Origin of the sequence: Lyngbya aestuarii BL J, from assembly GCF_000478195.2 — a bacterium.
In the GTDB taxonomy this organism is placed as follows: domain Bacteria; phylum Cyanobacteriota; class Cyanobacteriia; order Cyanobacteriales; family Microcoleaceae; genus Capilliphycus; species Capilliphycus aestuarii.
In genome coordinates, this window is the sequence record NZ_AUZM01000040.1 from 1 (window position 1) to 21,980 (window position 21,980).

At 41.6% G+C, this 21,980-nt stretch carries 18 protein-coding genes and 1 other RNA gene; 12 read left to right on the plus strand and 7 right to left on the minus strand.

Annotated elements, in window-relative coordinates:
- Positions 1–388 (plus strand): 23S rRNA (guanosine(2251)-2'-O)-methyltransferase RlmB (locus M595_RS16730; RefSeq protein WP_023067561.1); only part of this gene is annotated, 388 nt, incomplete at its 5' end.
- 308 nt (positions 389–696) lie between these two features.
- Positions 697–981: a DUF1816 domain-containing protein gene (locus M595_RS16735; RefSeq protein WP_023067577.1), complete on the plus strand. Its 285-nt coding sequence runs from the start codon at positions 697–699 to the stop codon at positions 979–981.
- A 27-nt stretch (positions 982–1,008) separates the two neighbouring features.
- Here the strand turns inward: M595_RS16735 and M595_RS16740 are convergent, their stop codons facing one another.
- Together M595_RS16740 and M595_RS16745 are read right to left on the minus strand one after the other, a co-directional pair.
- The gene (locus M595_RS16740; RefSeq protein ID WP_023067540.1) at positions 1,009–1,824 is read right to left on the minus strand and encodes an alpha/beta fold hydrolase; all 816 of its coding nucleotides are present in this window, start codon (positions 1,822–1,824) and stop codon (positions 1,009–1,011) included.
- A gap of 28 nt (positions 1,825–1,852) precedes the next feature.
- Complete coding sequence (locus M595_RS16745; protein ID WP_023067527.1) at positions 1,853–3,163, minus strand: serine hydrolase; 1,311 nt, start codon at positions 3,161–3,163, stop codon at positions 1,853–1,855.
- A 147-nt stretch (positions 3,164–3,310) separates the two neighbouring features.
- Between M595_RS16745 and rnpB the strand changes: the two genes are divergently transcribed.
- The 3 genes from rnpB to M595_RS16760 all read left to right on the plus strand — a co-directional run bounded on the left by rnpB (position 3,311) and on the right by M595_RS16760 (position 5,573).
- An RNA gene (rnpB, locus tag M595_RS16995) (RNase P RNA component class A) lies at positions 3,311–3,721 on the plus strand.
- Between the two features lie 43 nt (positions 3,722–3,764).
- Positions 3,765–4,493, plus strand: coding sequence for a ribonuclease III (rnc, locus tag M595_RS16755; RefSeq protein WP_023067560.1), 729 nt, complete (start codon positions 3,765–3,767; stop codon positions 4,491–4,493).
- 18 nt (positions 4,494–4,511) lie between these two features.
- Positions 4,512–5,573 carry a Gfo/Idh/MocA family protein gene (locus M595_RS16760; RefSeq protein WP_040484254.1) on the plus strand — a complete coding sequence of 354 codons (1,062 nt, stop codon included), beginning with the start codon at positions 4,512–4,514 and terminating at the stop codon, positions 5,571–5,573.
- A 13-nt stretch (positions 5,574–5,586) separates the two neighbouring features.
- Here M595_RS16760 and M595_RS16765 read toward each other — a convergent pair whose 3' ends face one another.
- Complete coding sequence (locus M595_RS16765) at positions 5,587–7,296, minus strand: DEAD/DEAH box helicase (RefSeq protein ID WP_023067563.1); 1,710 nt, start codon at positions 7,294–7,296, stop codon at positions 5,587–5,589.
- 151 nt (positions 7,297–7,447) lie between these two features.
- Between M595_RS16765 and M595_RS16770 the strand changes: the two genes are divergently transcribed.
- Positions 7,448–8,029, plus strand: a complete 582-nt coding sequence (locus M595_RS16770; RefSeq protein ID WP_023067538.1) for a shikimate kinase — start codon at positions 7,448–7,450, stop codon at positions 8,027–8,029.
- Positions 8,016–8,444 (plus strand): NUDIX domain-containing protein, encoded by a 429-nt coding sequence (locus M595_RS16775; protein WP_023067529.1) that lies wholly within the window; start codon positions 8,016–8,018, stop codon positions 8,442–8,444. The genes M595_RS16770 and M595_RS16775 overlap by 14 nt, the downstream gene beginning before the upstream one ends.
- A 28-nt stretch (positions 8,445–8,472) precedes the next feature.
- Here M595_RS16775 and M595_RS16780 read toward each other — a convergent pair whose 3' ends face one another.
- Together M595_RS16780 and M595_RS16785 are read right to left on the minus strand one after the other, a co-directional pair.
- Positions 8,473–12,216, minus strand: a complete 3,744-nt coding sequence (locus tag M595_RS16780; protein WP_023067533.1) for an EAL domain-containing protein — start codon at positions 12,214–12,216, stop codon at positions 8,473–8,475.
- Positions 12,217–12,328: 112 nt separating this feature from the next.
- The gene (locus M595_RS16785; RefSeq protein WP_023067574.1) at positions 12,329–13,195 is read right to left on the minus strand and encodes a segregation/condensation protein A; all 867 of its coding nucleotides are present in this window, start codon (positions 13,193–13,195) and stop codon (positions 12,329–12,331) included.
- A gap of 280 nt (positions 13,196–13,475) precedes the next feature.
- On the opposite strand from M595_RS16785, the gene M595_RS16790 reads away from it, so the two are divergent.
- The 3 genes from M595_RS16790 (at position 13,476) to M595_RS16800 (ending at position 17,244) form a co-directional block, all read left to right on the plus strand.
- On the plus strand, positions 13,476–15,860 hold the full coding sequence (locus M595_RS16790; protein WP_040484244.1) for an ATP-dependent helicase: 2,385 nt from the start codon (positions 13,476–13,478) through the stop codon (positions 15,858–15,860).
- Positions 15,861–15,977: 117 nt separating this feature from the next.
- Positions 15,978–16,550, plus strand: a complete 573-nt coding sequence (locus M595_RS16795) for a Uma2 family endonuclease (protein ID WP_023067553.1) — start codon at positions 15,978–15,980, stop codon at positions 16,548–16,550.
- A 73-nt stretch (positions 16,551–16,623) separates the two neighbouring features.
- Positions 16,624–17,244, plus strand: a complete 621-nt coding sequence (locus M595_RS16800; protein ID WP_023067528.1) for a chorismate lyase — start codon at positions 16,624–16,626, stop codon at positions 17,242–17,244.
- Positions 17,245–17,334: 90 nt separating this feature from the next.
- Here the strand turns inward: M595_RS16800 and prmA are convergent, their stop codons facing one another.
- Both prmA and serA read right to left on the minus strand, forming a co-directional pair.
- Positions 17,335–18,225, minus strand: coding sequence for a 50S ribosomal protein L11 methyltransferase (gene prmA, locus M595_RS16805; RefSeq protein ID WP_023067534.1), 891 nt, complete (start codon positions 18,223–18,225; stop codon positions 17,335–17,337).
- A 160-nt stretch (positions 18,226–18,385) separates the two neighbouring features.
- Entirely contained in the window at positions 18,386–19,969 is a 1,584-nt protein-coding gene (gene serA, locus M595_RS16810; protein ID WP_040484245.1) for a phosphoglycerate dehydrogenase, read from the minus strand.
- A gap of 477 nt (positions 19,970–20,446) precedes the next feature.
- On the opposite strand from serA, the gene M595_RS16815 reads away from it, so the two are divergent.
- Entirely contained in the window at positions 20,447–20,956 is a 510-nt protein-coding gene (locus tag M595_RS16815) for a hypothetical protein (protein ID WP_023067579.1), read from the plus strand.
- 104 nt (positions 20,957–21,060) lie between these two features.
- Complete coding sequence (locus tag M595_RS16820) at positions 21,061–21,840, plus strand: photosystem II electron transport protein, Sll1252 family (RefSeq protein ID WP_023067570.1); 780 nt, start codon at positions 21,061–21,063, stop codon at positions 21,838–21,840.
- Positions 21,841–21,980 lie beyond the last annotated feature (140 nt).

Here is a 21,980-nt window from a genome sequence, read left to right on the forward strand (position 1 = left end):
GATCGGCACCTCTGGACTAATCTTACCTCAACGTCGGGCTGTCGGCATTACCTCGACGGTGATGAAAGTAGCCGCAGGCGCATTAGAAACGTTTCCCGTTGCTCGCGTTGTCAATCTCAATCGCGCTCTCGAAGAACTCAAACAAGCTGGTTTTTGGATTTATGGTACATCTGCAACTGCGGCTCAACCTTTATATACGGTTAAGTTTAGTGGCCCTGTGGTTTTAGTGGTGGGGAGTGAAGGTCAAGGTTTAACTCGGTTAGTTGAGCAGAGTTGTGATATTTTGGTGTCAATTCCTTTGATCGGACAGACCCCTAGCCTGAACGTTTCAGTAGCGACAGGAATGGCACTCTATGAGATTGATCGTCAGCGTCGGTCTGGTCAATAATTCTCCAACTCCGTCTTGATTAAACCGTATAAATCAACTCTGTCTGAGAGTAGAAGATTAAGATAAAGTAACGATGTAAGATCGGCTTCTATGAGGCACTGAAGAAGGGTGTCTGTGGAGAAAAGGTGAACGTGTCGCAAGTCCGATGACATGATTGAAAAAAGAAATGCGAGACTGGTATAACAAAGTGTGAAGACTGATTCTAGTAGAACTTGAGAGAACATCATTACCCACTTGATCCGCTCGCTGACCGATTTGATTCAGTTGCAAACAGACATTTCTAACATTTGATCAAGGGAAAAACAGACATGAAAGAACTTTTGATTAACTTGCTCAATTTCTTGGGGTTGGCATTTTGGGTAAAAATCATCACGACAGATCCAGATTGTACTTATTACTTTGGCCCGTTTTTGACCGCCCAAGATGCCCATTTTGCGAAAGTCGGTTATGTAGAAGATATTGAAAGTGAAGGCGCGAACACCTACACAGTTTTTGTAAAACGTGATAAACCGTCTCGCCTAACGGTTGCTGAAGATCTCGAAACCCCAATAATTGCTCAAGGCGTTATTCCCGCTTTTAGTCCTCAACCTTAGTTGAGCAAACAGAAAACAGGGTACTGGCTAGAGAATTTCAGTATTTAGCCAGTTTTCAATATCGCTTTGAACCTGTTGCGGAATTTCCCAGGGAAAAAGATGAGCCGTTTGAGGATAACAAAAAAACTGAGCATTTTGGAGATGTTGAGCGGTAGCTTGGCTCGACTCGGCGGTAATATGGCGATCGGCTTCACCTGCTAACACCAAACAGGGACATTGGATCTGATCGAGATCGGCTTGACGGTTATATCTCGATCTCAGGGCTTGATTTAAAGCTTGAGTCGCATAACGTGAGGTTTGCAGATAAGCAGGTAAGGCTTCGCGAGCGAGGTATTGGTAGGCGGTGGGTGTATGCTGTTGAATCAGATATCTAAACAGCGATCGCTTCCCAAAGGTATTAATATTCCAATCCCAACCCGGAATAAACCCGTTAATGATTCCGGCTAAACCTGTATAAATATTATCGAGCAACGTGATGGGAGGATGGTTTCCTCGGGGATAAGCAGCGGTAGCCACTAAAATTAACCCTGTAATTCGTTGAGGAAATTTTAATGCCAATTCCAGGGCGAGTATTCCGCCTAAAGACCATCCTAAAATGAGACAATGCTGAATATTAAGTTGATCGAGTAAGTTCTCTAAATCAATTAAATGATCTTGCATTTGAAAGCTTTGAGAAGTCCGACTTTGACCATATCCGCGTAAGTCTGGCGTAAGGGTTTGAAACCGACGAGATAAATAATCGGTAAAAACAGACATACATTGACGAGAACCCGGATGACCATGAAGACAAAGAATGGGAAATCCTTCGCCTTGAATTTGGAGATTAAGCGGTAAAGGTTCCATCGTTCCAAATAATCATTAAAAACAAGAATTAAAGATGACCATTTTGTTGAAGATGATCGGCGATTTTAGAGATCGCTTTACGAATTTCAGGAATCTTACCTGTATTATTATCAATCACCGTAATTACATAGGGTTCTCCATCAATACTCACGGCTAAAGTTGTACCAATCATACGAGAATTTTGACCTGTTTTTTCACCCAACCATTGAGCGTCTACTAAGTCCTCTAAAGCCTGATAACCAATTTCTCGATCATACTGACGATTAAGAGCTTGAATTAAAGCATCAGCATTCGGATATTCGTGATTATAGGTTTTAATCATCATTTCCGTTAGTTCGCTACTGGTGAGGCGATTTTTACCACTTCCGGGGCGTTTTGGCATAATCCGATCCCCCATTAATTTGAATTTAACTTTAGTTTCTTTATAGCCTTGTTTTTCCAGGGTTTGATTAATATAATCTTGACCTAAATAATCAATCAGTTGATTAGTCGCAATATTACTACTATGATCGATCATCTCTCCCATTAATTGATTGAGAGAATAGCTAGTTCTGGCTCTAATTGAAGACGCATCTTCGGTGAAGTTTCCGCCATCGACATAGACTTGTTCTTCGAGACTAATATTGTCTTTGGAAACCTTCTCTAAGAGTGCAACAGCAATCGGAACTTTAATCAAACTTGCCGGACTAGCGGGAGGATCTTCACCTCGCAGATGAGCGCAATCTCGATTGAGATTACAAACACTAATCATCGCTGTTGTTGATAATCGGCTTTCCGTGCGAATATTTTCGAGGAAAGATGCTTGAGCGAGTTGAATATCTTGGATTAAGTAAGTTAAGCTCGTCTCATAGTCTTTGATTTTTTGAGACGCTTGAGCGGCAATTAATGAAGTTTTAGGGATTTCTTCGAGATTACCGATTGCTTGTTGCCAAAGAACTTTAATTTGTTTTTTATGAGCAAGGGAATCTGAAGCGTTTGAGTTATCTTTTGTGGCTTCTGTGGCTAAATGAATGGCTTGTTTCCAGTTGTCATTGGAGCGCTGTTCAATTAAAATTTGTAGTTCTACATCTTTTAACTTTTGAAATAAGATTTTATCTGGATTCGATGCGGGAGATTCAGATAATAAAGAATTTAAAAAACCCGATTCAGAAGCATCTTGAACTGGAGTTTCTAATTCCTGAATAATTTGATCGCGCAGTTCAATTAATTCACTTAAGGAACGCGCACCATAAACATCATTGGATGAACCCCACATCGGTAACGTTTGAGTTAACCCCATACAAAAGGCGATCGCCAAACTACTGATCCCCGTGGTGGCCCAACGAAATAGTCGTGGCATTTAGTTCTCCTTATACAACCCTCACACAATACCGTTAATTAAACCTCACAAACTAGAGTTCTGTAAATGTCGCTGAGTCACATTCGGTATGCTAACGGTTTTCACCCCTGATAGAAGCATCCTGTTGTGAGATACTATGAATTAGAGAGAGTCAGCGAAGGCAATTGCGGACTCAAGACCTGAGTCTGAGGAAAGTCCGGACTCCCAAAAGACTAAACCTGCTGGATAACGCCCAGTGCGAGTGATCGTGAGGATAGTGCCACAGAAAAATACCGCCTTTTCAGTCAACCGTGAACAGTTCTTTGATCACTGATCATTGAAAACGGAAAAGGTAAGGGTGCAAAGGTGCGGTAAGAGCGCACCAGCAACGTCGAGAGGCGTTGGCTCGGTAAACCCCAGGTGGGAGCAAGGTCGGAGGAACTAAGGTTGGTCTTTTCCCCGTTCCGGTTTAAGAGGTACCGCTTGAGGTGTTTGGTAACAAACATCCCAGATAGATAATTGCCTTCTTGACTGTATACAGTTGAGAAAACAGAATCCGGCTTATGTCTGGCTCTCTCTTTTTCGGAAAACTCCGAACTAATGATACTTGAGAAAAGTTAAGATGAAAATCGGCTATCCAAACCGCCAACGCCAGTTACAGAAGCTGGTTGAACGTTTGGGACTGTCGGAACAAGACGCCATTCAGTGGCATTTGTTAGATTTGGCCCTAACGCATCCTTCGATCTCCATGGAAGCTAACTATGAGCAGTTAGAATTTGTGGGAGATGCTGTTGTACGACTAGCTGCTTCTGAGTTTTTGTGGGAAACTTATCCCCAGCAACCAGTCGGAGAGTTTAGTGCAATTCGCTCAGTGTTGGTTAGCGATCGGTTTTTGGCAGAAATTGCTGAAAGTTATGGCATGGGTCGATATTTGCTGATTGGCGGGAGTGCGGCGCAAGATCGCATGGGTGAACAGTCTCGTCTGGCTGACTGTTTGGAAGCAATATTGGCGGCTTTTTATTTGAGTACCCACAATTTACAACTGATCCATCCTTGGCTGGAACCTCACTTCCAAAAGGGTGCGACCCAGATTTTACGTGATCCGGCTCGTCAAAACTACAAAGCGGCATTGCAAGAGTGGACGCAAAGTCATTATAAAGTTTTACCGGAATATACCGTGACTGAAAGTGGGCCGATGGGCGATGAGGAGCGGTACACGGCGCAAGTTTGGTTTCAAGGTAAATCGGTGGGTGAAGGTCGCGGACGTTCAATTAAAGCAGCGGAACAGGTGGCGGCTCAAGAAGCGTATACGGCTTTGGTGATTTCTCCGAAGAATCAAAATTCAGATTAATTTGAGGGTTGTATTGTGATCACAAATCCAATCAAGATTGCTATTTTTGGAGCGGGTCGCTGGGGAACGCATCTGATTCGCAATTTTAATCAGCATCCTCACGCGGAACTGATCGCGATCGCTGATCCTCATTTTCAACGCCTACAAACGGTGAAGGAACGTTTGAACTTGAATGAGCGAGTCAAGTTGGAGACGGATTGGTTAAAGGTGATTCATGGTTATGAACTGGATGCGGTTGTGATTGCAACTCCAGCCTCAACGCACTACACTTTGATTTCTGAGGCTCTAGAGCGAGGTTATCATGTTTTTGCTGAAAAACCTCTCACGCTCAAACTCTCGGAGTCACAGAGCCTTTGTAACTTGGCTAAACAGCATAATCGTCAACTGTTTATTGATCATACCTATTTGTTTCATCCTGCGGTTGCTCAAGGTCAAGCGGTGATTGAACAAGGACGCTTAGGACAATTGCGCTATGGGTATGCGACGCGAACTCACCTCGAACCGATACGACAGGATGTAGATGTGTTGTGGGATTTGGCTATTCATGATCTGGGAATTTTTAGCACTTGGTTAGGACAAAAAGCAGTTGAGGTACAAGCGACAGGGACGGTTTGGCTACAACCGGATCGCAGTTTTGATCTCAATAGTCCGAGTTTTCCGGTTTCTAATCAGATTTCGGGGTTGTCTGATTTGGTGATGGCGACGATTCGCTATGAGTCGGGTTTTCAAGCTTTTTTACATTTTTGTTGGTTAAATCCAGATAAACAGCGACGTTTAGCGGTGGTTGGGAGTGAAGGAACGTTGATTTTTGATGAGATGTTAAAAGATCAACCGTTAACTTTGCAACGGGGGTATTTAGAGACAATTAATGACGGTTGGAAAGCAGCAGGAGTTGAATGTGAAAAAGTGGAAGTTGAACCGAGGGAACCGTTAGCCCAAGTTTGCGATCGCTTTTTAAATTGTGTTCGTCAAAATCAAGTGTGTTCGGTTTCTTCCGGTGAAGTCGGAACGGATTTAGTTCGGGTTCTTTGTGGTTTAAGTGAATCTCTCCAACAAGGTGGAAAACCAATTAAACTTTAGCTTTTAGCAAAATTTATTCTTCTTTCAATCGGGCTAACTCCCACAACTGATTTTGTTGAGGAGGAAAGCCAAATACCGCCAGAAACCAATACAAAATCCAAGAATTCTGTCGAGGATGAATGGAAAACTCGGACTCTGCAACTTTCAATAAATAAGATAAATAACTAACTTGATCTTCAAAACACTCTGATTTTAACCCGGCAATTTCTCGCGACCACGCTAACACCGGAACACTTTTTAAGCCTTGTTCTTGCAGAAAAATCTTGGCTTCTCGACGCGCAATTTCTGGAGAAAGTTGTAGAAAATAACACTGTTCTAACAGGGTTCTAAAGGCTTGATGAACTGATTTTTTTGCATTACTATGAAATAGTAACTTGAGTTCATCTTCCGGTTCAGGTCTTTCTAAAGAGGGGAATTCATACCCACAATGATCACATTGTTTTTGAGATAATCTGATTACATGACCACATTCAGGACAAGCTTTAACCGCAGATTCTCCTCGGTTTTGAGATAACTCTAACTCGGTCAAAGGTTCATACTCAATTTCCTCAACTGACCCATGACGCTGAATATTTCCGCCCTGATCTAAAATCAAACAATCTGATTTTCCTTGCTGCGGACATAACCTCATTCCTCGACCAATCATCTGAACATAAAGGGCTTTAGATTGAGTTGGTCGTGCGAGAATAATACAACTGACTTCGGGTCGATCAAAACCCGTCGAACAAACCCCCACATTAATCAGGATTTTAACATCACCTTGAGAAAAAGAATCAAAGATTTTTAATCGTTCTTCATCGGATGTTTTAGCAGTGACTAAAGCTGAAGGATGACCTCGAGTTGTAAACTCTTGAAAAAGAGATTGAGCGTGTTTTACCCCGACTGCATAAACGAGAGTTAAGCGCTGAGGACACAATCTTTCATAGTTGTCTACCGTCGCCTTAACCACCCCAGGGGCGTTACATCGGAGTTCGAGTTCACCAATGGCAAAGTCTCCTTGGCGAATTTTAACCCCTTTGATATCTGCCCCGGCTATGCCATAATAAACAGTTGGAACTAAATCACCCTTTTCTATTAAACGGGCGGGAGATTGGCTGGCAATTTGAACTTCAAAAATATGACCAAAATTTTCCCGTTTACTCAGTCTCCAAGGACTCGCTGTAAACCCAATTAACAATGGAGAATAGGTTAATGAATCTGGGGTTTTATTCAGACGCGGAAATCGTTTTTTTGCCCATTTTGACCACATGACTTGATGACATTCATCAATTATCACCAGATCAGGATCAAACCATGTTTCTCGACGACCTCGTTCGAGGGTTTGTCTCATCGCAACTTGAATTGTAGCTTGTCGATCTTCTTTCCAACCTCCGGCGATGACCCCGGCTTTGAGATCAAATAATGCTAGACTTTTTAAAACTTGTTGAATCAGGGCTTGAAAGGGAACAACAATTAAAACTTTACCGTTTTTTTGAATAGCATCATAGGCAATTGAAGAAAAGACAATAGTTTTCCCATAAGCACAAGGCGCAACAAATAAGACTCGCTTGTATCCGTTTTGAATCAGTTGATAGAGTTGTTGTTTGTCCTGTTGTTGATAATCTCTCAGTTGGATTAAGGATTGTCTATCCCGTTTAGATTGGACTTGGATTGTTGTCGGCGGGGTTTGCTGTTGAGATCTTTGGGACTTCACTCCGGTTAACAGAGAGTAAGGATTAGACATTCTTGAGCCTGAACTGAGCCTTGTCAAGTTTACGAGATTTATTGCAGTTTGAAAAGGGTTGAGTGTCAATGATAACCTGTTTGAATTGATTTCCCTTTGTGTTTGGGGAGCAGATTGCTATAATAATTGCAGTTTTTTGAAAACAAATCTCGTGAATGATTTATTGAGAGGAATTAATCTCTATCTCATCGGTATGATGGGTGCAGGTAAAACGACTGTCGGAAAATTGTTGGCAAAAGAGTTTAATTATCGCTTTATCGATACGGATGAGGTGATTACTCAAGTCGCGGGTCAGTCTATTAACCAAATTTTTGCAGAACAAGGCGAGGAAGCGTTTAGAACGTTAGAATCTCAGGTATTATCAGGATTATGCGCCCATCAACGTTTGGTCGTGGCGACAGGAGGAGGTATTATTCTCCAACGGGCGAACTGGGGTTATCTCCGTCATGGTTTAATTGTTTGGTTGGATGTTTCTCCTGAAGACCTTTATCAACGCTTAAAAGAAGATACAACCCGACCTCTACTCCAACATGATAATCCTTTGGGTCGATTGCAAGAATTGCTCGAACAGCGCTCCTCTCTTTATGCTGAAGCGGATGTGAAAGTGACGATTACTCCCCATGATACCCCAGAACAGGTGGTGGATCATATTCTCGAAAAAATTCCGACTGCTTTGAAAACAGAATCTCCAAAACCCCCTCAATATAATCTAAATCCCAATGACTTATCGTAATCCTACTCCGACTGTTGATATTATTATTGAATTGAGTGATAAACCTCAACGACCGATAGTTTTGATTGAACGTCGTAACCCGCCTTATGGTTGGGCAATTCCGGGCGGTTTTGTTGATTATGGAGAATCTGTAGAAGCTGCGGCTAAACGAGAGGCTCAAGAAGAAACGGGTTTGGAGGTAACATTAATTGAACAATTTTATGTTTATTCTGACCCGAATCGTGATCCACGTCAACATACTTTATCAATTGTGTTTTTAGCAACTGCAAAAGGAGAACCTGTCGCAGCCGATGATGCTAAAAATTTAGAAACTTTTGAACCGTGGCGTATTCCAACTAATCTTTGTTTTGATCATGATCGGATTTTAGAAGATTATCTACGTTATCGTCATTTTTCGCTTAGACCTCGACTTTAACTGTGATTAGCGATCTCCGTTTCCCCTGCTATAGTTGATATTGCCAATCCTCTTGAAATAATGTGGTTAAAGCGTCTACCGTTAAAGGTTTAGCAATTAAGTAACCTTGAGCAAAGGGACATCCGATGTTTTTTAAGTATTCAAACTGCGTTCGGGTTTCAATTCCTTCTGCAATTACTTCTAGGTTTAACTTCGTTGCCAAAGTCATAATAATGTCTATAATTGCGCTATTTTCTCCCTGTTCTCCAATACAATTGACAAAAGATTGGTCAATTTTGATAGTATTTAACGGCAGTCTTTGTAAATAACTCAGAGAAGAATAACCCGTACCAAAATCATCGATACTGAGTTGAATAGAATGGGAGCGAATGTTAGAGAGTAGTGTAATAATATTTTCGACATCATCTAATAACATACTTTCAGTCAGTTCTAAAGTTAAAAGTTGGGGAGGAAAATATATCTCAGTTAAGGCTTGATTAATTTGTTCTATTAAAGTCGGTTCTCGTAGTTGTCGCCCGGAAAGATTGACACTGATTTTTAAATTTTGAGTATTTGGAAAGTGTTGATACCAAGTTTTCATCTGAGAACAAGCCGTTTTTAACACCCACATTCCCATCGGAACAATCAGTCCGGTTTCTTCAGCCACCGGGATAAAATCAGACGGAGGAATTAAACCCTTTTGAGGATGTTGCCAACGAATTAACGCCTCCATTCCCGTGATTTTTCCCGTTTCTACAGAAACAATTGGCTGATAATATAAAATAAAATCTTTTTGGTCTAAAGCTTGACGTAAATCATTTTCTAAGTGTAAACGTTTGAGAGCTTGTAGATACATAGACGGATCAAAAATTTCATAGCGTTCTCCCCCTTTTGCTTTCGCTCGATACATGGCTGCATCTGCATCCCGCAACAAGTCAATTGCTTGGTGATAATCACTCGAACCATACACAATCCCAATACTCGGTGTAATAAACACTTCTTGTTGATTTAATATAAATGGAGATTGGAGTTCTGTGATAATACGTTTAGCAATTTGAACTGCTTCATTAATATTGTCGATTTCTTCGAGTAAAATCACAAATTCATCACCGCCAAACCGAGCCGCCAGATCAACTTGGCGAATTAATCCCTGTAAGGTCTGAGCAACAGAGATCAACAGTTCATCTCCGACGACATGACCTAGACTATCATTAATCACTTTAAACCGATCAAGATCTAAAAATAAAATCGCAAACTGAAAGTCTTGATAGCGTTTTAAACGTTGGAGAGCCAGTTCAATGCGATCAATCAATAGATGACGATTTGGTAATTCCGTCAGAGAGTCATGTAGAGCATCATATCTCAGTTGTTGTTCGACTTGGACTCGATCTGTGACATCCCGAGAAGTGGTTTGTAGACGAACGACTTGACCCGTATCATCTAAAATGGGTGTAGTTAGGGTTTCTAGCCAGATATAGTCTCCTGATTTTTTTCGCATCCGATAGGTCATGGGGATGGATTGACCGATCAAAGCTGCCTGATGAGAAGTTTGAAAGATCTGATCGCAATCTTCGGGATGAAAGAATGTATAAGGATCTTGTCCAATCAGTTCTTTGTCGTCATATCCGAGTAGAAGCTGACAAGAAGGACTCACATAGAGATATTGACCTTCTGCATTGTGAATACAAACGAGATCACTCATATTTTCGGCCAATAACCGATAGCGTTCTTCGCTTTCGCGCAATGCCATTTCTGCTCGTTTGCGATCGCTGATATCGAGAATTAAACCTTCCCAAATCACATCACCATTGAGTCGTCGCTCGGGTTTTGCTAAGGTTTGTAGCCATTTTTGACAACCCGAGGGGGTGGTAATTCGCCATTCACAACTCCAGGGTTCTAGAGTCTCCGCAGACACCTGAAGCGATTCTTGCATTCTAGGTAAATCTTCGGGATGGATCAACTTCCAAAGAACTTTAACATCTTGTTCGATTTCGTAGGATTCGATTTCCCAGAGTGTTCGGCTACCTGGACTCATATAAGTCACCGCATCAGAGCCATCAGCAGACAAGACGTAGCGATAAATTACTCCCGGTAAATTCGCCGCTAGGTTTTGCAGACGCTTTTCGGCTTGTTTGAGGGCTGTTACCTCTATTATCATCGTGTCCCAAATCACATCACCATTGGTTTGTTGTTCGGGTTTACCTGCACTTTGCACATATTTGTGAATACCGGAGGGCATGATAATTCGCCATTCATAAGACCAAGGTTCTAGGGTCTGAGCCGATAGCAATACTGATTGTTGCATACCGGGTAAATCGTCGGGATGTACGAGCTTCCAGAGAATTTCGGTATTGTGTTCAACTTCCCTGGCTTCAATTTCCCAGAGTTTATAACAACCCGAATTCATATAAATAACTGAATCAGAACCATCGCTATGCAAAATATAGCGAAAAATCGCTCCGGGTATGTTGGCGGCTAGATTTTGAAAACGAGTTTCGGCTTGTTTGAGAGCGGTAATATTGGTTGCTGTTCCAATAATTTGAAAAATTCGCCCAGTGTCATTTTTTAAGGGTGCTAAACTCGTCAGCCACCAAAGATCTTGTCCGCGAAAGGGAAGAAATTCTTCGTAGGTGATTATGGTTTCTGTTTCTACGCAACGGCGATAGTTTTGTTCAACTGCTTGGGCAATTTCTGGGGGAAGAATTTGGGCGGGGGTTTTTCCTTGTATTTCTGCGGTTGAAATTCCGGTTACTTGCTCATGAATGGGGTTCAGTCCAACATATTTAAAAATTCCATTTTCTAAAACATTGAGAATAAAGATGCCATCTTGAGTATTATCATAAATTGTCTGTAAAAACTGTTCGTTTTCTTTTAAAGCAATTTGTGACTGTTTACGCTCGGTGATGTCTCGAAAGTAAACGGAAAGTCCGTCTTCGTCGGGATAGGCATGAACTTCATACCAACAATTAAAGGGAGGATAAAAGGCTTCAAAATCAACGGTTTTATCTGTGTTTAAAGCTTGATGATATTTGTGGTAAAACAGAGTATTTACTGCTTCGGGATAAACTTCCCAAAGATTTTTACCGATTAATTCTTCGTTGTCTTTACCGAGCAATGGCTCGGCTTGAGAGTTTAAGTAGGTAATCTTCCACTGACGATTTACTGCAAAAAAACCATCACTAATTCGCTCTAAAATTTTCTCTATTTTTGTTTTTTCAGCCTGTTCGCGTGCGAGTAACTTTTCGCGTTTAAGTTCAGCTTGCTTACGTTCTGTAATGTGAGTATTGGCAATGACACATTGACTGACTTGTTGCTGAGAGTCAAACAAGGGATAAAGACGGGAAATCGCAAAATGTAGGGTTTGATCTGCACCTCGATAAGTAATTTCAACTCCACTAAATGACTTTTTTTCTTGAAAAACTTGGGTGAGAAGTGATTCAAGAGAAGATAAACTTTCATCAGCTAATAGGATTTTCCAAGACTGACCGATAATTTCTTGATGATAATGATAGTTTTGCTGACAAGCGACATTCCAAATTTTGATTTCACCTTGTTTATTGACTGAAAAGATTGGATTGGGAGATCTTTCGACAGTCTGACGATAGTCTTCAATTTCTGGTTTTATTGAGCGATCATCGCTCTGAAAATTAGACTTTTTGATTTTATAGATAAAGTATACTATGATGATTAGAATTGAGGAAGTTACTAAATAAGTTAAAGGATTAAAAAAAGTCAAAGTTGAGACAAAATGAACAGGTAAAAAATAATATTTTTTAGAAAACCAGTAATACATGGGTAACTTTCCTATGAATTCTTAGCTTTTGATTTAACTTTAACATTTTTTATGAAAAAGACATTAAAATTATTATGACTAATTTGTTGTCTTGAAAACATACTCCTAAATCTTAGACATAATCTGGAATCGGTAACGTGCGAACTTTAAGATCTTTGTAAAATTCTTCTTGAGTTAATTCGACTTTAGATTGAGCCGACAACAATAATAATGCCCAGAATACTCCGACTCGTTCATTAGGTTGATGAACTAAATTGGCTTCATCATTATTGTCATCACTATCTTCGGAAGACAACTTAGGCGATAAGGCTTCAGGGGCAGTCGCATCTGACCATAACACTAAAAGCTGTTCTAAATCTAACCATTCTGCACTGAAATCTGACCATTGATTACTAAGTAACTGTTCGAGTTTAGTTGCGGTTTCAGTTAAATTTTCTTGGTGTGCGAGTTCAGCGATCGCTTTTGCAGCTTGGGCTTTGGCTTGAGAACTGGTTTGACGACGCTTCGGACGTGCTTTTTGTTCGGCGATCGCAGTTGCCATTAATTGTAACTGATCAATCAATTCTTGCAAAGTCACGCGGCGTTTTTGGGGGACTTTACCAACAGTTCGTCGTCGAATTTGACGTTCTAGATTTTGGGGGCGTTGCAGCCCATTTAACCCATTTTCAGCATCGATAAATTCTTCTTCTACAATTATTTCTCCGTCTCCTTCTAAGGGATCAACCGACATTAAACTGTCAGCTTTCAATAAAACCAATATTGAAGCATACAAAAAAGCTTGACCCGACTGAGACAATTCGGTAAAATTTTGACTCGGAGAAGAATTTTGTTGAGGCGTGAGTTGACTCAAGTAGCGATCAATCACTTCAATCACTTGTACATCCCAAGGATCGATTTCTCCTCGCTTTGCCAAGTCGATTAACAGGGCGATTCCTTCGGAGAGTTTATTTAAAGCGTCTTGCGGTGTTTCGACAATCATTGAATTTCTAAGCGTTAAATGAGCGCGAATTTTTACAGTCACCCGTTTGATTGGGATCATTGATCAATTATCCGTGTTAATCCTGTCACCCAGAGTAACCCAGAGTAAACTAAACTTCTGGCTTCTGACCTCACAGCTTCTGACTTTGGCAATAGTTCACTTGACGACTGATAACAATTAACGATATTGTAATCAACTATAGACATTTGGTAAAAGTTTATCCATTTTGTCACACCGAAAAAATCAACCCCCCTCAATATTCTGATAGTAGTCGCTAACCTTGACAGACGATTTTGATTCAGACTTGAATTCACCTTCTAGCTCGACGCAAACCCTCCATCCGGCGTCAGTTTCATTGACTTTGACCGGGAATGACTCAAAAGCGATCCCGGCCTCTAGAGAAGCAGCATTGCAGGAAATTCGTGACGGTTTGCGCCCAGGACAACAACAAATGGCAGACTGGGAAGGCGGGCCTTTAGCGGTGTCGGCAGTTCCAGGGGCGGGAAAGTCTACCGGAATGGCATCTGCTGCGGCTATTGCGATCGCCCGTTATCATCTTAATACTCATCGTCAGTTAGTGGTAGTGACGTTTACTCGGGCAGCAGCAGCGAATATTCGGTCTAAAATTAATGAAAAACTGAAAAATCTGGGTTTACCGATGGGCGGTTTTTTGGTCTATACGTTACACGCCCTGGCTTTGAATATCGCCCGCCAACATCCAGAATTATCGGGTTTAGATTTAGAAAACTCCACGCTAATTTTACCGACTCCGAGTAATCGTTTAACCCGAACTTGTGTAGAATTGTGGATTAATAATTATCCTCGCCACTATCAGCGCTTAATTGAAGGAATGCAGTTTGATGGGGAAGAAACCGAACGGTTGCGGCGTCAATCTGTGTTGAGAACAGAAGTGTTACCAGACTTGTCTTGGAAGGTGATTCAAGAGGCAAAAAGTTCAGGTTTAAAACCTTCGGATTTACGAGATTTAGCGACAATTATTCCTGATGAATATGAGATTTTAGCGATCGCTGCGGGATTGTATGAAAATTACGAGAAATTGCTAAAAGAACGTCAGTTAATGGATTATGACGAGATGATTTTAGCCGCCTTGCGGGTTCTCAAAAATGATCGGGTTCGTCAGCAATGGCAACAGCGAGTCTTTGCGGTGTTTGAAGATGAAGCCCAAGATTCGACCCCTTTACAAACCGAGTTACTCAAAATTTTAGCAACAGATTCAACTTCAGACAATATTTTAAATTTAGTTAGAGTTGGTGATCCCAATCAAGCGATTAATTCGACGTTTACTCCGGCTGATCCGATTTATTTTCGTGACTTTTGTAAAGACTGTAAAAATCAAGACCGTTTGGCAACCATGGATCAAGCGGGGCGGAGTTCACAGATTATTATTGATGCGGCTAATTTTGTGTTAAAATGGGTGAATAATTCTCAGTTAGCCGGAAGCGAAAAGCCCTTTCGAGAACAAGAAATTCATCCGGTTTCCGAAGGCGATCCCCAATATCCCAATCCGGCGGCGACGGGTTTGGGGTTGGAACTCTATCGACCTGTTGATGTTTATCAGACTGTAGAATTAATTGCCGAGCGAGTGATTCAATTAATTCAAGACAATCCCGAGGGTAAATTTGCAATTTTAGTCCGGGAAAATAAACAAGGGGAATTTATTTCTAATTTGTTGACTCGTCCTGATGAATTTAATTTTAAAGTTGATTTAAGAGAATATCCGATTAAAATTTATGATGCGTCTTTAGCCGCCCGAAATTCGCGTATTCCGGCTGAAATATTATCATTATTACAGTTTATTGATCGTCCTCATTCTCCAGATTATCTCAAAGCTGCGTTAAAAGTCTTTAGCGATCGCCAATTAATTCCCAATCAAGATTTTAACGCTTTAGTGATTCAACCGGAAGAATTTCTTTATCCTAGCCCCCTGGAGAGTTCGCCCTCTGATCAGGTGCGAAAATGTCGGCTTTTTTGTCGGGGTTTGTTACAAGCCCGTTTAGAGTTAGCCCCGTTTCAACTGATCTCATTTTTAGCATTAACCTTGCAATACGAACGCAGCGAGTTGGCAACGGCTGATAAATTAGCCGAAAGAATTGTCAAACAAACTGCGGGCAATAATTCAATTCCAGCTATTGTTAACGTGTTGAATGAAATTGTTAGTTCCGAACGATTTGAAACCGTTGATATAGACGAAAATAAACAAAATGAGAGCGTCTATACCCGCAAAGGTCAACTGACAATTATTACCATGCACAAAGCCAAAGGTTTAGACTGGGATTATGTGTTTTTACCGTTTTTACATGAACAAACAATTCCGGGAGGTTTGCGAGTTTTACCTCAAAGTCGCTTCTTAGGAGAGTTTACTCTATCAGAAGTCGCACGGGCGCAAATTCGGGCTTATTTGCATCAACAAAATCCCTTACCCAATGTAACGCAAGCTTGGGAACAAGCAGGCTATTTAAAAACAGCAGAAGAATACCGTTTATTGTATGTCGCAATGACAAGGGCAAAACAGTTATTGTGGATGTCGGCAGCGCGTCAAGCCCCTTTTTCTTGGCATAAACCTGAGAATTTACAAGCCCAAAAACCTTGTCCGATTTTACCCGCTTTAAAAGAACGTTTTCCTGATTATTTTAAATCCTGTTAAATATAGAAGTGTATAACTTTAATAAAAAGGTTATAAAACAGGAATATATTGACTCTACAACGTTTCTTTTAGAGTAATGCTATAATACAAAAAAACAAATTTTAATTATTTTAAGTGATGGTTTCTCGTTTACAAGAGTCTTATACTATTTCTCACAAAGATTATCTCGAAGGCGAAAAAGTTAGCCAGATCAAACATGAATATATTCGCGGAGAAGTTTATGCAATGGCAGGCGGAAGTGATGCCCATGAAACGATTGCGGGTAACTTATTTGTTTTACTTAGAAATCATGTTCGGGGTCAGGGTTGTCGTGCCTATATCGGCAATATGAAAGTCCAAATTGAAGCAGCCGATGTTTATTATTATCCCGATTTATTTGTAACTTGTGATTCTCGCGATCAAAATCCTGATGATTTCAAAAAATACCCTCGTTTAATTGTGGAAGTGTTATCGCCGAGTACAGAAGCCTTTAACCGAGGGAATAAATTTGCAGATTATCGACAAATTGAAACCTTAGAAGAATATATTTTAATTAGTCAAGATCAGATTAATGTTGAATGTTTTCGCCGCAATGAACAAGGGTTTTGGGTTCTTTATCCCTACAACGCAGAAGACGAACTCGAACTCTCCTCAATTGGCTTTAAATGCGCTATTCGTGAACTCTATGAGGATGTATTGGGGTTCAGCTAAGTTGTGAGCTTGATCTTCTTAGAGAATAAACACGCTATGATAATAAACTGAAGATTAAGAAATGTAAAGAGCTTTGACTGCTAGCTTAAAATCAACTGACCCGATTCAACAGCCAACCGCTTGGCACCGTCTCCGTACCCACTGGGAGGGCGGAGAAGAAAAAGTTCGTCAGGGTTTACCCCATAGCCAACTGTCTCCCGCGTGGCAAATTTTGTTACTAGGCGATGGTTCTCCGACTCGTCACTTACAACTGTTAACGACCGAACCGACAGAGGTAGATGTGATTGATATGTCGCCTGTGGGGATAGATAGAGATAGCGCCCCGGATGCGATTGAATTAGTACCCGGGCCACGACTACGACGACAAGTTTGGTTAAAAACCGCTTCAGGACAACGACTGGCTTATGCGGCGTCTTGGTGGGAAGCGAGTCATGTTGATGAGTATTTACAAAACCGTTCCTTGCCAATTTGGGCGAGTTTAGCCCGTCTGAGAACAGAGTTATACCGGGATGTACAGGGATTATATTATGGGGAGTCGAAGGCTTTAGAATTAGCTTTTGGACAAGAGGGGCCGTTTTGGGGGCGTCATTATTTATTTTGGCATCAGGGTAAACCGTTGACGCTCATTTATGAGGTATTTTCGCCTTATTTAACTCAATATTTAGGGCCGATGCAAGGGGTTATTAAACAGTGAAAACAGTTAACAGTTAACAGTGACCAGTTTTTTGCCTTTTGCAAGAGCGCCTGTTGCAAGAGCGCCTCTTGACTTTTGCCTCTTGCCTATTTAAGACCGTCGAATGTTAAAACAACACCAGTCTTGGCGTTTCCAAAGTGTTGCGACTATCCACCCATGTTGTTCGAGAGTATCGGCAATGGGTTTAGCTTGGTCGAGTAAAATTCCACTGAGAATTCCCCAGGTTGTCGGTTTAGTAATCACAGTAAATTTAGGAATTAAATCAATAATGACTTCTGCTAAAATATTGCAAAGAATGCCATCAACTGGCTCATTTGCTAACTGAATAATTTCTTCTATTCCTCCCTGTTCTACTTTCATTTGTGTAGAAGAAAGATTGTTTAGTTTACGATTCTGACGAGCCGAACGTACTGCCATGGGATCAATATCAACCGCGTAGGCTTGAGTCGCCCCCAATAGTAACGCCCCAATCGATAATATCCCAGAACCACAGCCAACATCTGCGACAACCAAATTTTCAGGTTTGATACTCAACCGCATTTCAATTGATTCTAGACAAAGCTGAGTAGTCGCATGAGCGCCTGTCCCGAAAGCAACACCCGGATCAAGATGTAATAAAATCCGATCAGACTCAGCAGGTGTTTCTAGCCAAGCCGGATAAATCAAGAAATAATCACCAATCTTTGTCGGTTCCCAATGTTTTTTCCAGCTACTCGCCCAGTCTTGTTCATCAATCAATTTCCATTGAACAACGGGAAGGCTCGTCTCCATACAAAGCGCATCTTGACGTAGCCATAAGGAAAGTGCGGCTAAATCTAATAAATGAGCTTTTTCTTCAGGAAGATAAGCTGAAACTAGGCAGGAATTGTTTTGATTCTGACTCGCTGTTCCTCGACAGCCAAAACTCTCCAGACGCCAGAAGACAGATTCTTCTAACACGGGATCGCATAGAACTTGAATTTCCCACCAGCTATGTATCATGTCAATCCTGCAAAATTCGGAATTCGGAATTTGTGATGGCTTGTCGTCAGACATCCATATAGAGTCACCCTGAGCCTTTTTACCATTGTCCAGTAGAAGCTCAGGAGAACCCCCCGATCACACCTTCCGAACTCCGAATAATTTTTACTGCCAATGTAACTTAGAGAGTAACGGTATAAGCATCCCGAATTCCAGGTACTTTCATAATCTCACTTAAGAGACCTTCTGGTAAGGGGTCATCAATACTTAAGACCATAACCGCCTCACCCCGGACAATTTTTCGGCCGACTTGCATACTGGCAATATTAACGTTAAAACTGCCCAAAAGAGAGCCAATTTTACCAATAATTCCCGGCATATCCCGGTGTAGGGTAAATAGCATATGGTGAGTCGGGGGGACGTTAATCGGGAAACCATCAAGATTGGTAATCCGCATTTCACTTGATCCCAGTAATGCCCCTGTGACTGAATGAGTACCTAAAGACCCCTTCGCTTCTAAGTGTAACGATCCGGTGTAGTCATTAGCCGAAGCATCGCGGGTTTCGATTACATGAATCCCTCGTTCTTTAGCTTCGATGCTGGCGTTGACATAGTTAACCCGTTCACGCAATGCTTGAGAGAGTAAGCCTTTAAGAGAAGCAACAACCACAGGCTGACTATTGTTTGTGGCGAGTTCCCCTTGTAGACGAACATCCAAGAAATCAACTCGTCCTCCAGCTAACTGACTAACCAGATTTCCCAAAGTTTCCGCCAACTGAAGATAAGGCTTGAGTTTTTCGAGGGCGTCGGGATACAAACCGGGAATATTCACCGCAGAACGTGCAGGTAAACCGAGTAATACATCTCGAATTTGTTCGGCGACATCAACCGCAACGTTAACTTGGGCTTCTTCGGTGGAAGCGCCTAAATGGGGCGTGAGAACCAGTTTTTGATCTAATGCTCTCAGGGGTGAATCTGCTTCTAGGGGTTCATTTTCATAAACATCAATCGCAGCCCCGGCAATTTGGCCTTGTTTGAGAGCTTCGACTAAAGCCGCTTCATCAATAATTCCCCCTCGCGCACAGTTAACAATTCGGGCGGTGGGTTTCATCATCTCGAAGGCTTTCGCATCAATCATATGATACGTGTCCTTCGTTTTGGGCATATGCAAGGTAATATAGTCAGACTCTTGCAACAATAGCTCTAAGTCTACCAAGCGACAACTGAGTTGATCGGCTCGTTCTTGGGAAATGTAAGGATCAAAAGCGAGAAGTTTCATCCCCATTGCTTTGGCGGCGGCGGCGACGTGAGAACCAATTTTACCGAGGCCAACAATTCCCAAGGTTTTTTTATAGACTTCAACGCCGATAAACTTTTTACGATCCCATTTACCACTTTTCACCGATTGGTTGGCTTCGGCAATGTAGCGCGATAAGGATAACATCATCGCCAGGGCGTGTTCAGCAGCAGCAATGGTATTTCCCTCGGGAGAGTTCACGACAACGATTCCTGCTCGTGTAGCGGCAGCTACATCGACGTTATCGACTCCGACACCAGCTCGACCGATAATTTTAAGCTGAACGCCCGCTTCAATTATTTCTTGGGTGACGCGAGTGCCGGAACGTATCATTAAAGCATCATATTCTGAAATAATTTTGACTAATTCCTCTGCGGGCAAACCTGTTTTAACATCGACTTGCGCCACTTGGGAAAGGATATCAATTCCAGCTGGATCGATTGAATCGGAGACAAGAACCTTAGGCATAATTATGCAAATGGGTTGCAACAGTAGGGCGGGAGATGCTACCCCGTTATGGATTGGGGTGTTTACCGTTTGGAGAATCTGTTGAATCAGATCTCTATTCTGGTGTTTATAATACCGCAGTACGTTATTCTACCTGGTTTCGGGGACTTTTTTGGGCTGATTGTTGGAAAAAATTAAGCTTTCTGATCCAAAAAATAGTCAATTGATTCGACAGGGTTGCACTCTGGCGACTGGATTCCCCAGATTGGACTTTGACGATTGACCTTGAATCCTTAAAAATTCCGCTCGACCCATTTCTCTCTTTTGACAGTTGAAATTCAAGGTTTTGAGTGCAGATAATTGGTGGATTTTTTTCGGCAAATTGATTGATCTTGATGCTCCTCAATCGTATAAAATCAGGTAAAATGACGGAAGACTGCTTTCTAAAGAGCAGTTTTTTCATCAATAAAAACGGATTAAAACATTTTTTTTGCATCTATGAACTATCTCGTAGCCGTATTGAGCGATCGTATCTCTGCCGAAGCCGCTTATGTTGCCCTAGAAAAAGAAGGTTTCCCCATGCAGAAAGTAGCCATTTTAGGTCAAGGATACAAAAGTGCTGATGAATATGGCTTAATTGATCCCCAAGAACAAGCCTGGAAACAAGTCAAGTTTATGGCATTTTGGTTGATTCCTTTTGGGTTTGTGGCGGGTTATACGTTTAGTTTGATCACCGGATTAAATACGTTTTATTGGGCAGGAGAAATTGGTAATCATATTATTGGTGGGATTCTCGGAGGGATTTCTGGCGGTTTAGGAAGTATTGTGGCCGGAGGTGGTGTCGGTTTAATTGTTGGGGGCGGTGATGCTTTACCTTATCGCAACCGATTAAATGCTGGAAAATATCTGATTGTAGTTGAAGGTTCGGAAAGTTCGACTCGCAAAGCAACCAGTGTTTTACGTCAGTTTGAACCGGAAAATATTCAAGGTTATGCCGCACCCAGTTAACACGATTCATTCTTTGTTCATTGATTTGTGTTATAATAATGGTGAACTTGAATGTCAAACTTTCAGTCTGCAAAACTCATAGTTTAAACCTCTAAAATCAACGAATGCTGCCTAGAGAAGAACTGTTAAATAGTGTTGAAAATCGAGATTGTATTGCTCGGGTGATCGATCAAGCCGAACAAGCGATAAAAACCTGGGAAGTCACCTATACAGACTTTCTTTCACCGCCGGAACTGGCAGAGGCGCAACGCATTTTTAACCGTCTAACTGAGGTACAATTAGTTACAGGAGGCGGTTATCCCCAAGCCGAACGTCAACGCATTGCGATCGCTCGTTCTGAACTTCCTTTAGATGATTCTAGTGTTGCGGTTGAAGCGATTGATATTTCGGGGAATTTTCTCTTTGATACTGCTACCCATCGAGATTTTTTAGGTTCGATGCTCGGAACAGGTATTGTACGAGAAAAAACAGGTGATATTATTGTCTTAGGAGAACGAGGCGCCCACGCGGTTGTTGTTCCTGAATTAGTCGAATTTTTAGAAATGAGTTTGACTCAAGTTCGTTCTGTTCCCGTCAAAACAAAACGCATAGAATTAAGTGAGTTAAAGATACGTCCACCCAAGAAAAAAGAAATGACAACCGTTGAAGCTTCCATGCGGTTAGATGCGGTGGCGTCTGCGGGGTTTGGAATGTCTCGTAGCAAAATGGTGAGTTTAATTGATGGGGGTGATGTCAGGGTAAATTGGAAAGATATTAGTCAAGCGAGTTATCAAGTTAAGTCGGGAGATTTAATCGCAATTCGCGGAAAAGGGCGCTTAGAAGTTGGGGAAGTTGCTGTGACAAAAAAAGAACGGTATCGTGTTCAGTTAACGAGATATCAATAAAAAATCAGGTTCTCCGTAGGGGCGCAAGGCTTGCGCCCGAATCATAGCCGTCGAAATATAAAAAAACGCCGATATAAATCCATCTATTTTTATAATAAATACCCAATAACTGTTATTGAAATTTCCAATAAAAACGCCAA

Bases quoted from the DNA above. Each gene is read 5' to 3' on its own strand.
- M595_RS16795 (WP_023067553.1), top strand. From the start codon at position 15,978: ATGGTTTCTCGTTTACAAGAGTCTTATACTATTTCTCACAAAGATTAT.
- M595_RS16780 (WP_023067533.1), bottom strand. From the start codon at position 12,216: ATGTATTACTGGTTTTCTAAAAAATATTATTTTTTACCTGTTCATTTT.
- M595_RS16745 (WP_023067527.1), bottom strand. From the start codon at position 3,163: ATGCCACGACTATTTCGTTGGGCCACCACGGGGATCAGTAGTTTGGCG.
- rnc (WP_023067560.1), top strand. From the start codon at position 3,765: ATGAAAATCGGCTATCCAAACCGCCAACGCCAGTTACAGAAGCTGGTT.
- M595_RS16815 (WP_023067579.1), top strand. From the start codon at position 20,447: ATGAACTATCTCGTAGCCGTATTGAGCGATCGTATCTCTGCCGAAGCC.
- serA (WP_040484245.1), bottom strand. From the start codon at position 19,969: ATGCCTAAGGTTCTTGTCTCCGATTCAATCGATCCAGCTGGAATTGAT.
- M595_RS16735 (WP_023067577.1), top strand. From the start codon at position 697: ATGAAAGAACTTTTGATTAACTTGCTCAATTTCTTGGGGTTGGCATTT.
- prmA (WP_023067534.1), bottom strand. From the start codon at position 18,225: ATGATACATAGCTGGTGGGAAATTCAAGTTCTATGCGATCCCGTGTTA.
- M595_RS16740 (WP_023067540.1), bottom strand. From the start codon at position 1,824: ATGGAACCTTTACCGCTTAATCTCCAAATTCAAGGCGAAGGATTTCCC.
- M595_RS16765 (WP_023067563.1), bottom strand. From the start codon at position 7,296: ATGTCTAATCCTTACTCTCTGTTAACCGGAGTGAAGTCCCAAAGATCT.
- M595_RS16820 (WP_023067570.1), top strand. From the start codon at position 21,061: ATGCTGCCTAGAGAAGAACTGTTAAATAGTGTTGAAAATCGAGATTGT.
- M595_RS16785 (WP_023067574.1), bottom strand. From the start codon at position 13,195: ATGATTGTCGAAACACCGCAAGACGCTTTAAATAAACTCTCCGAAGGA.
- M595_RS16775 (WP_023067529.1), top strand. From the start codon at position 8,016: ATGACTTATCGTAATCCTACTCCGACTGTTGATATTATTATTGAATTG.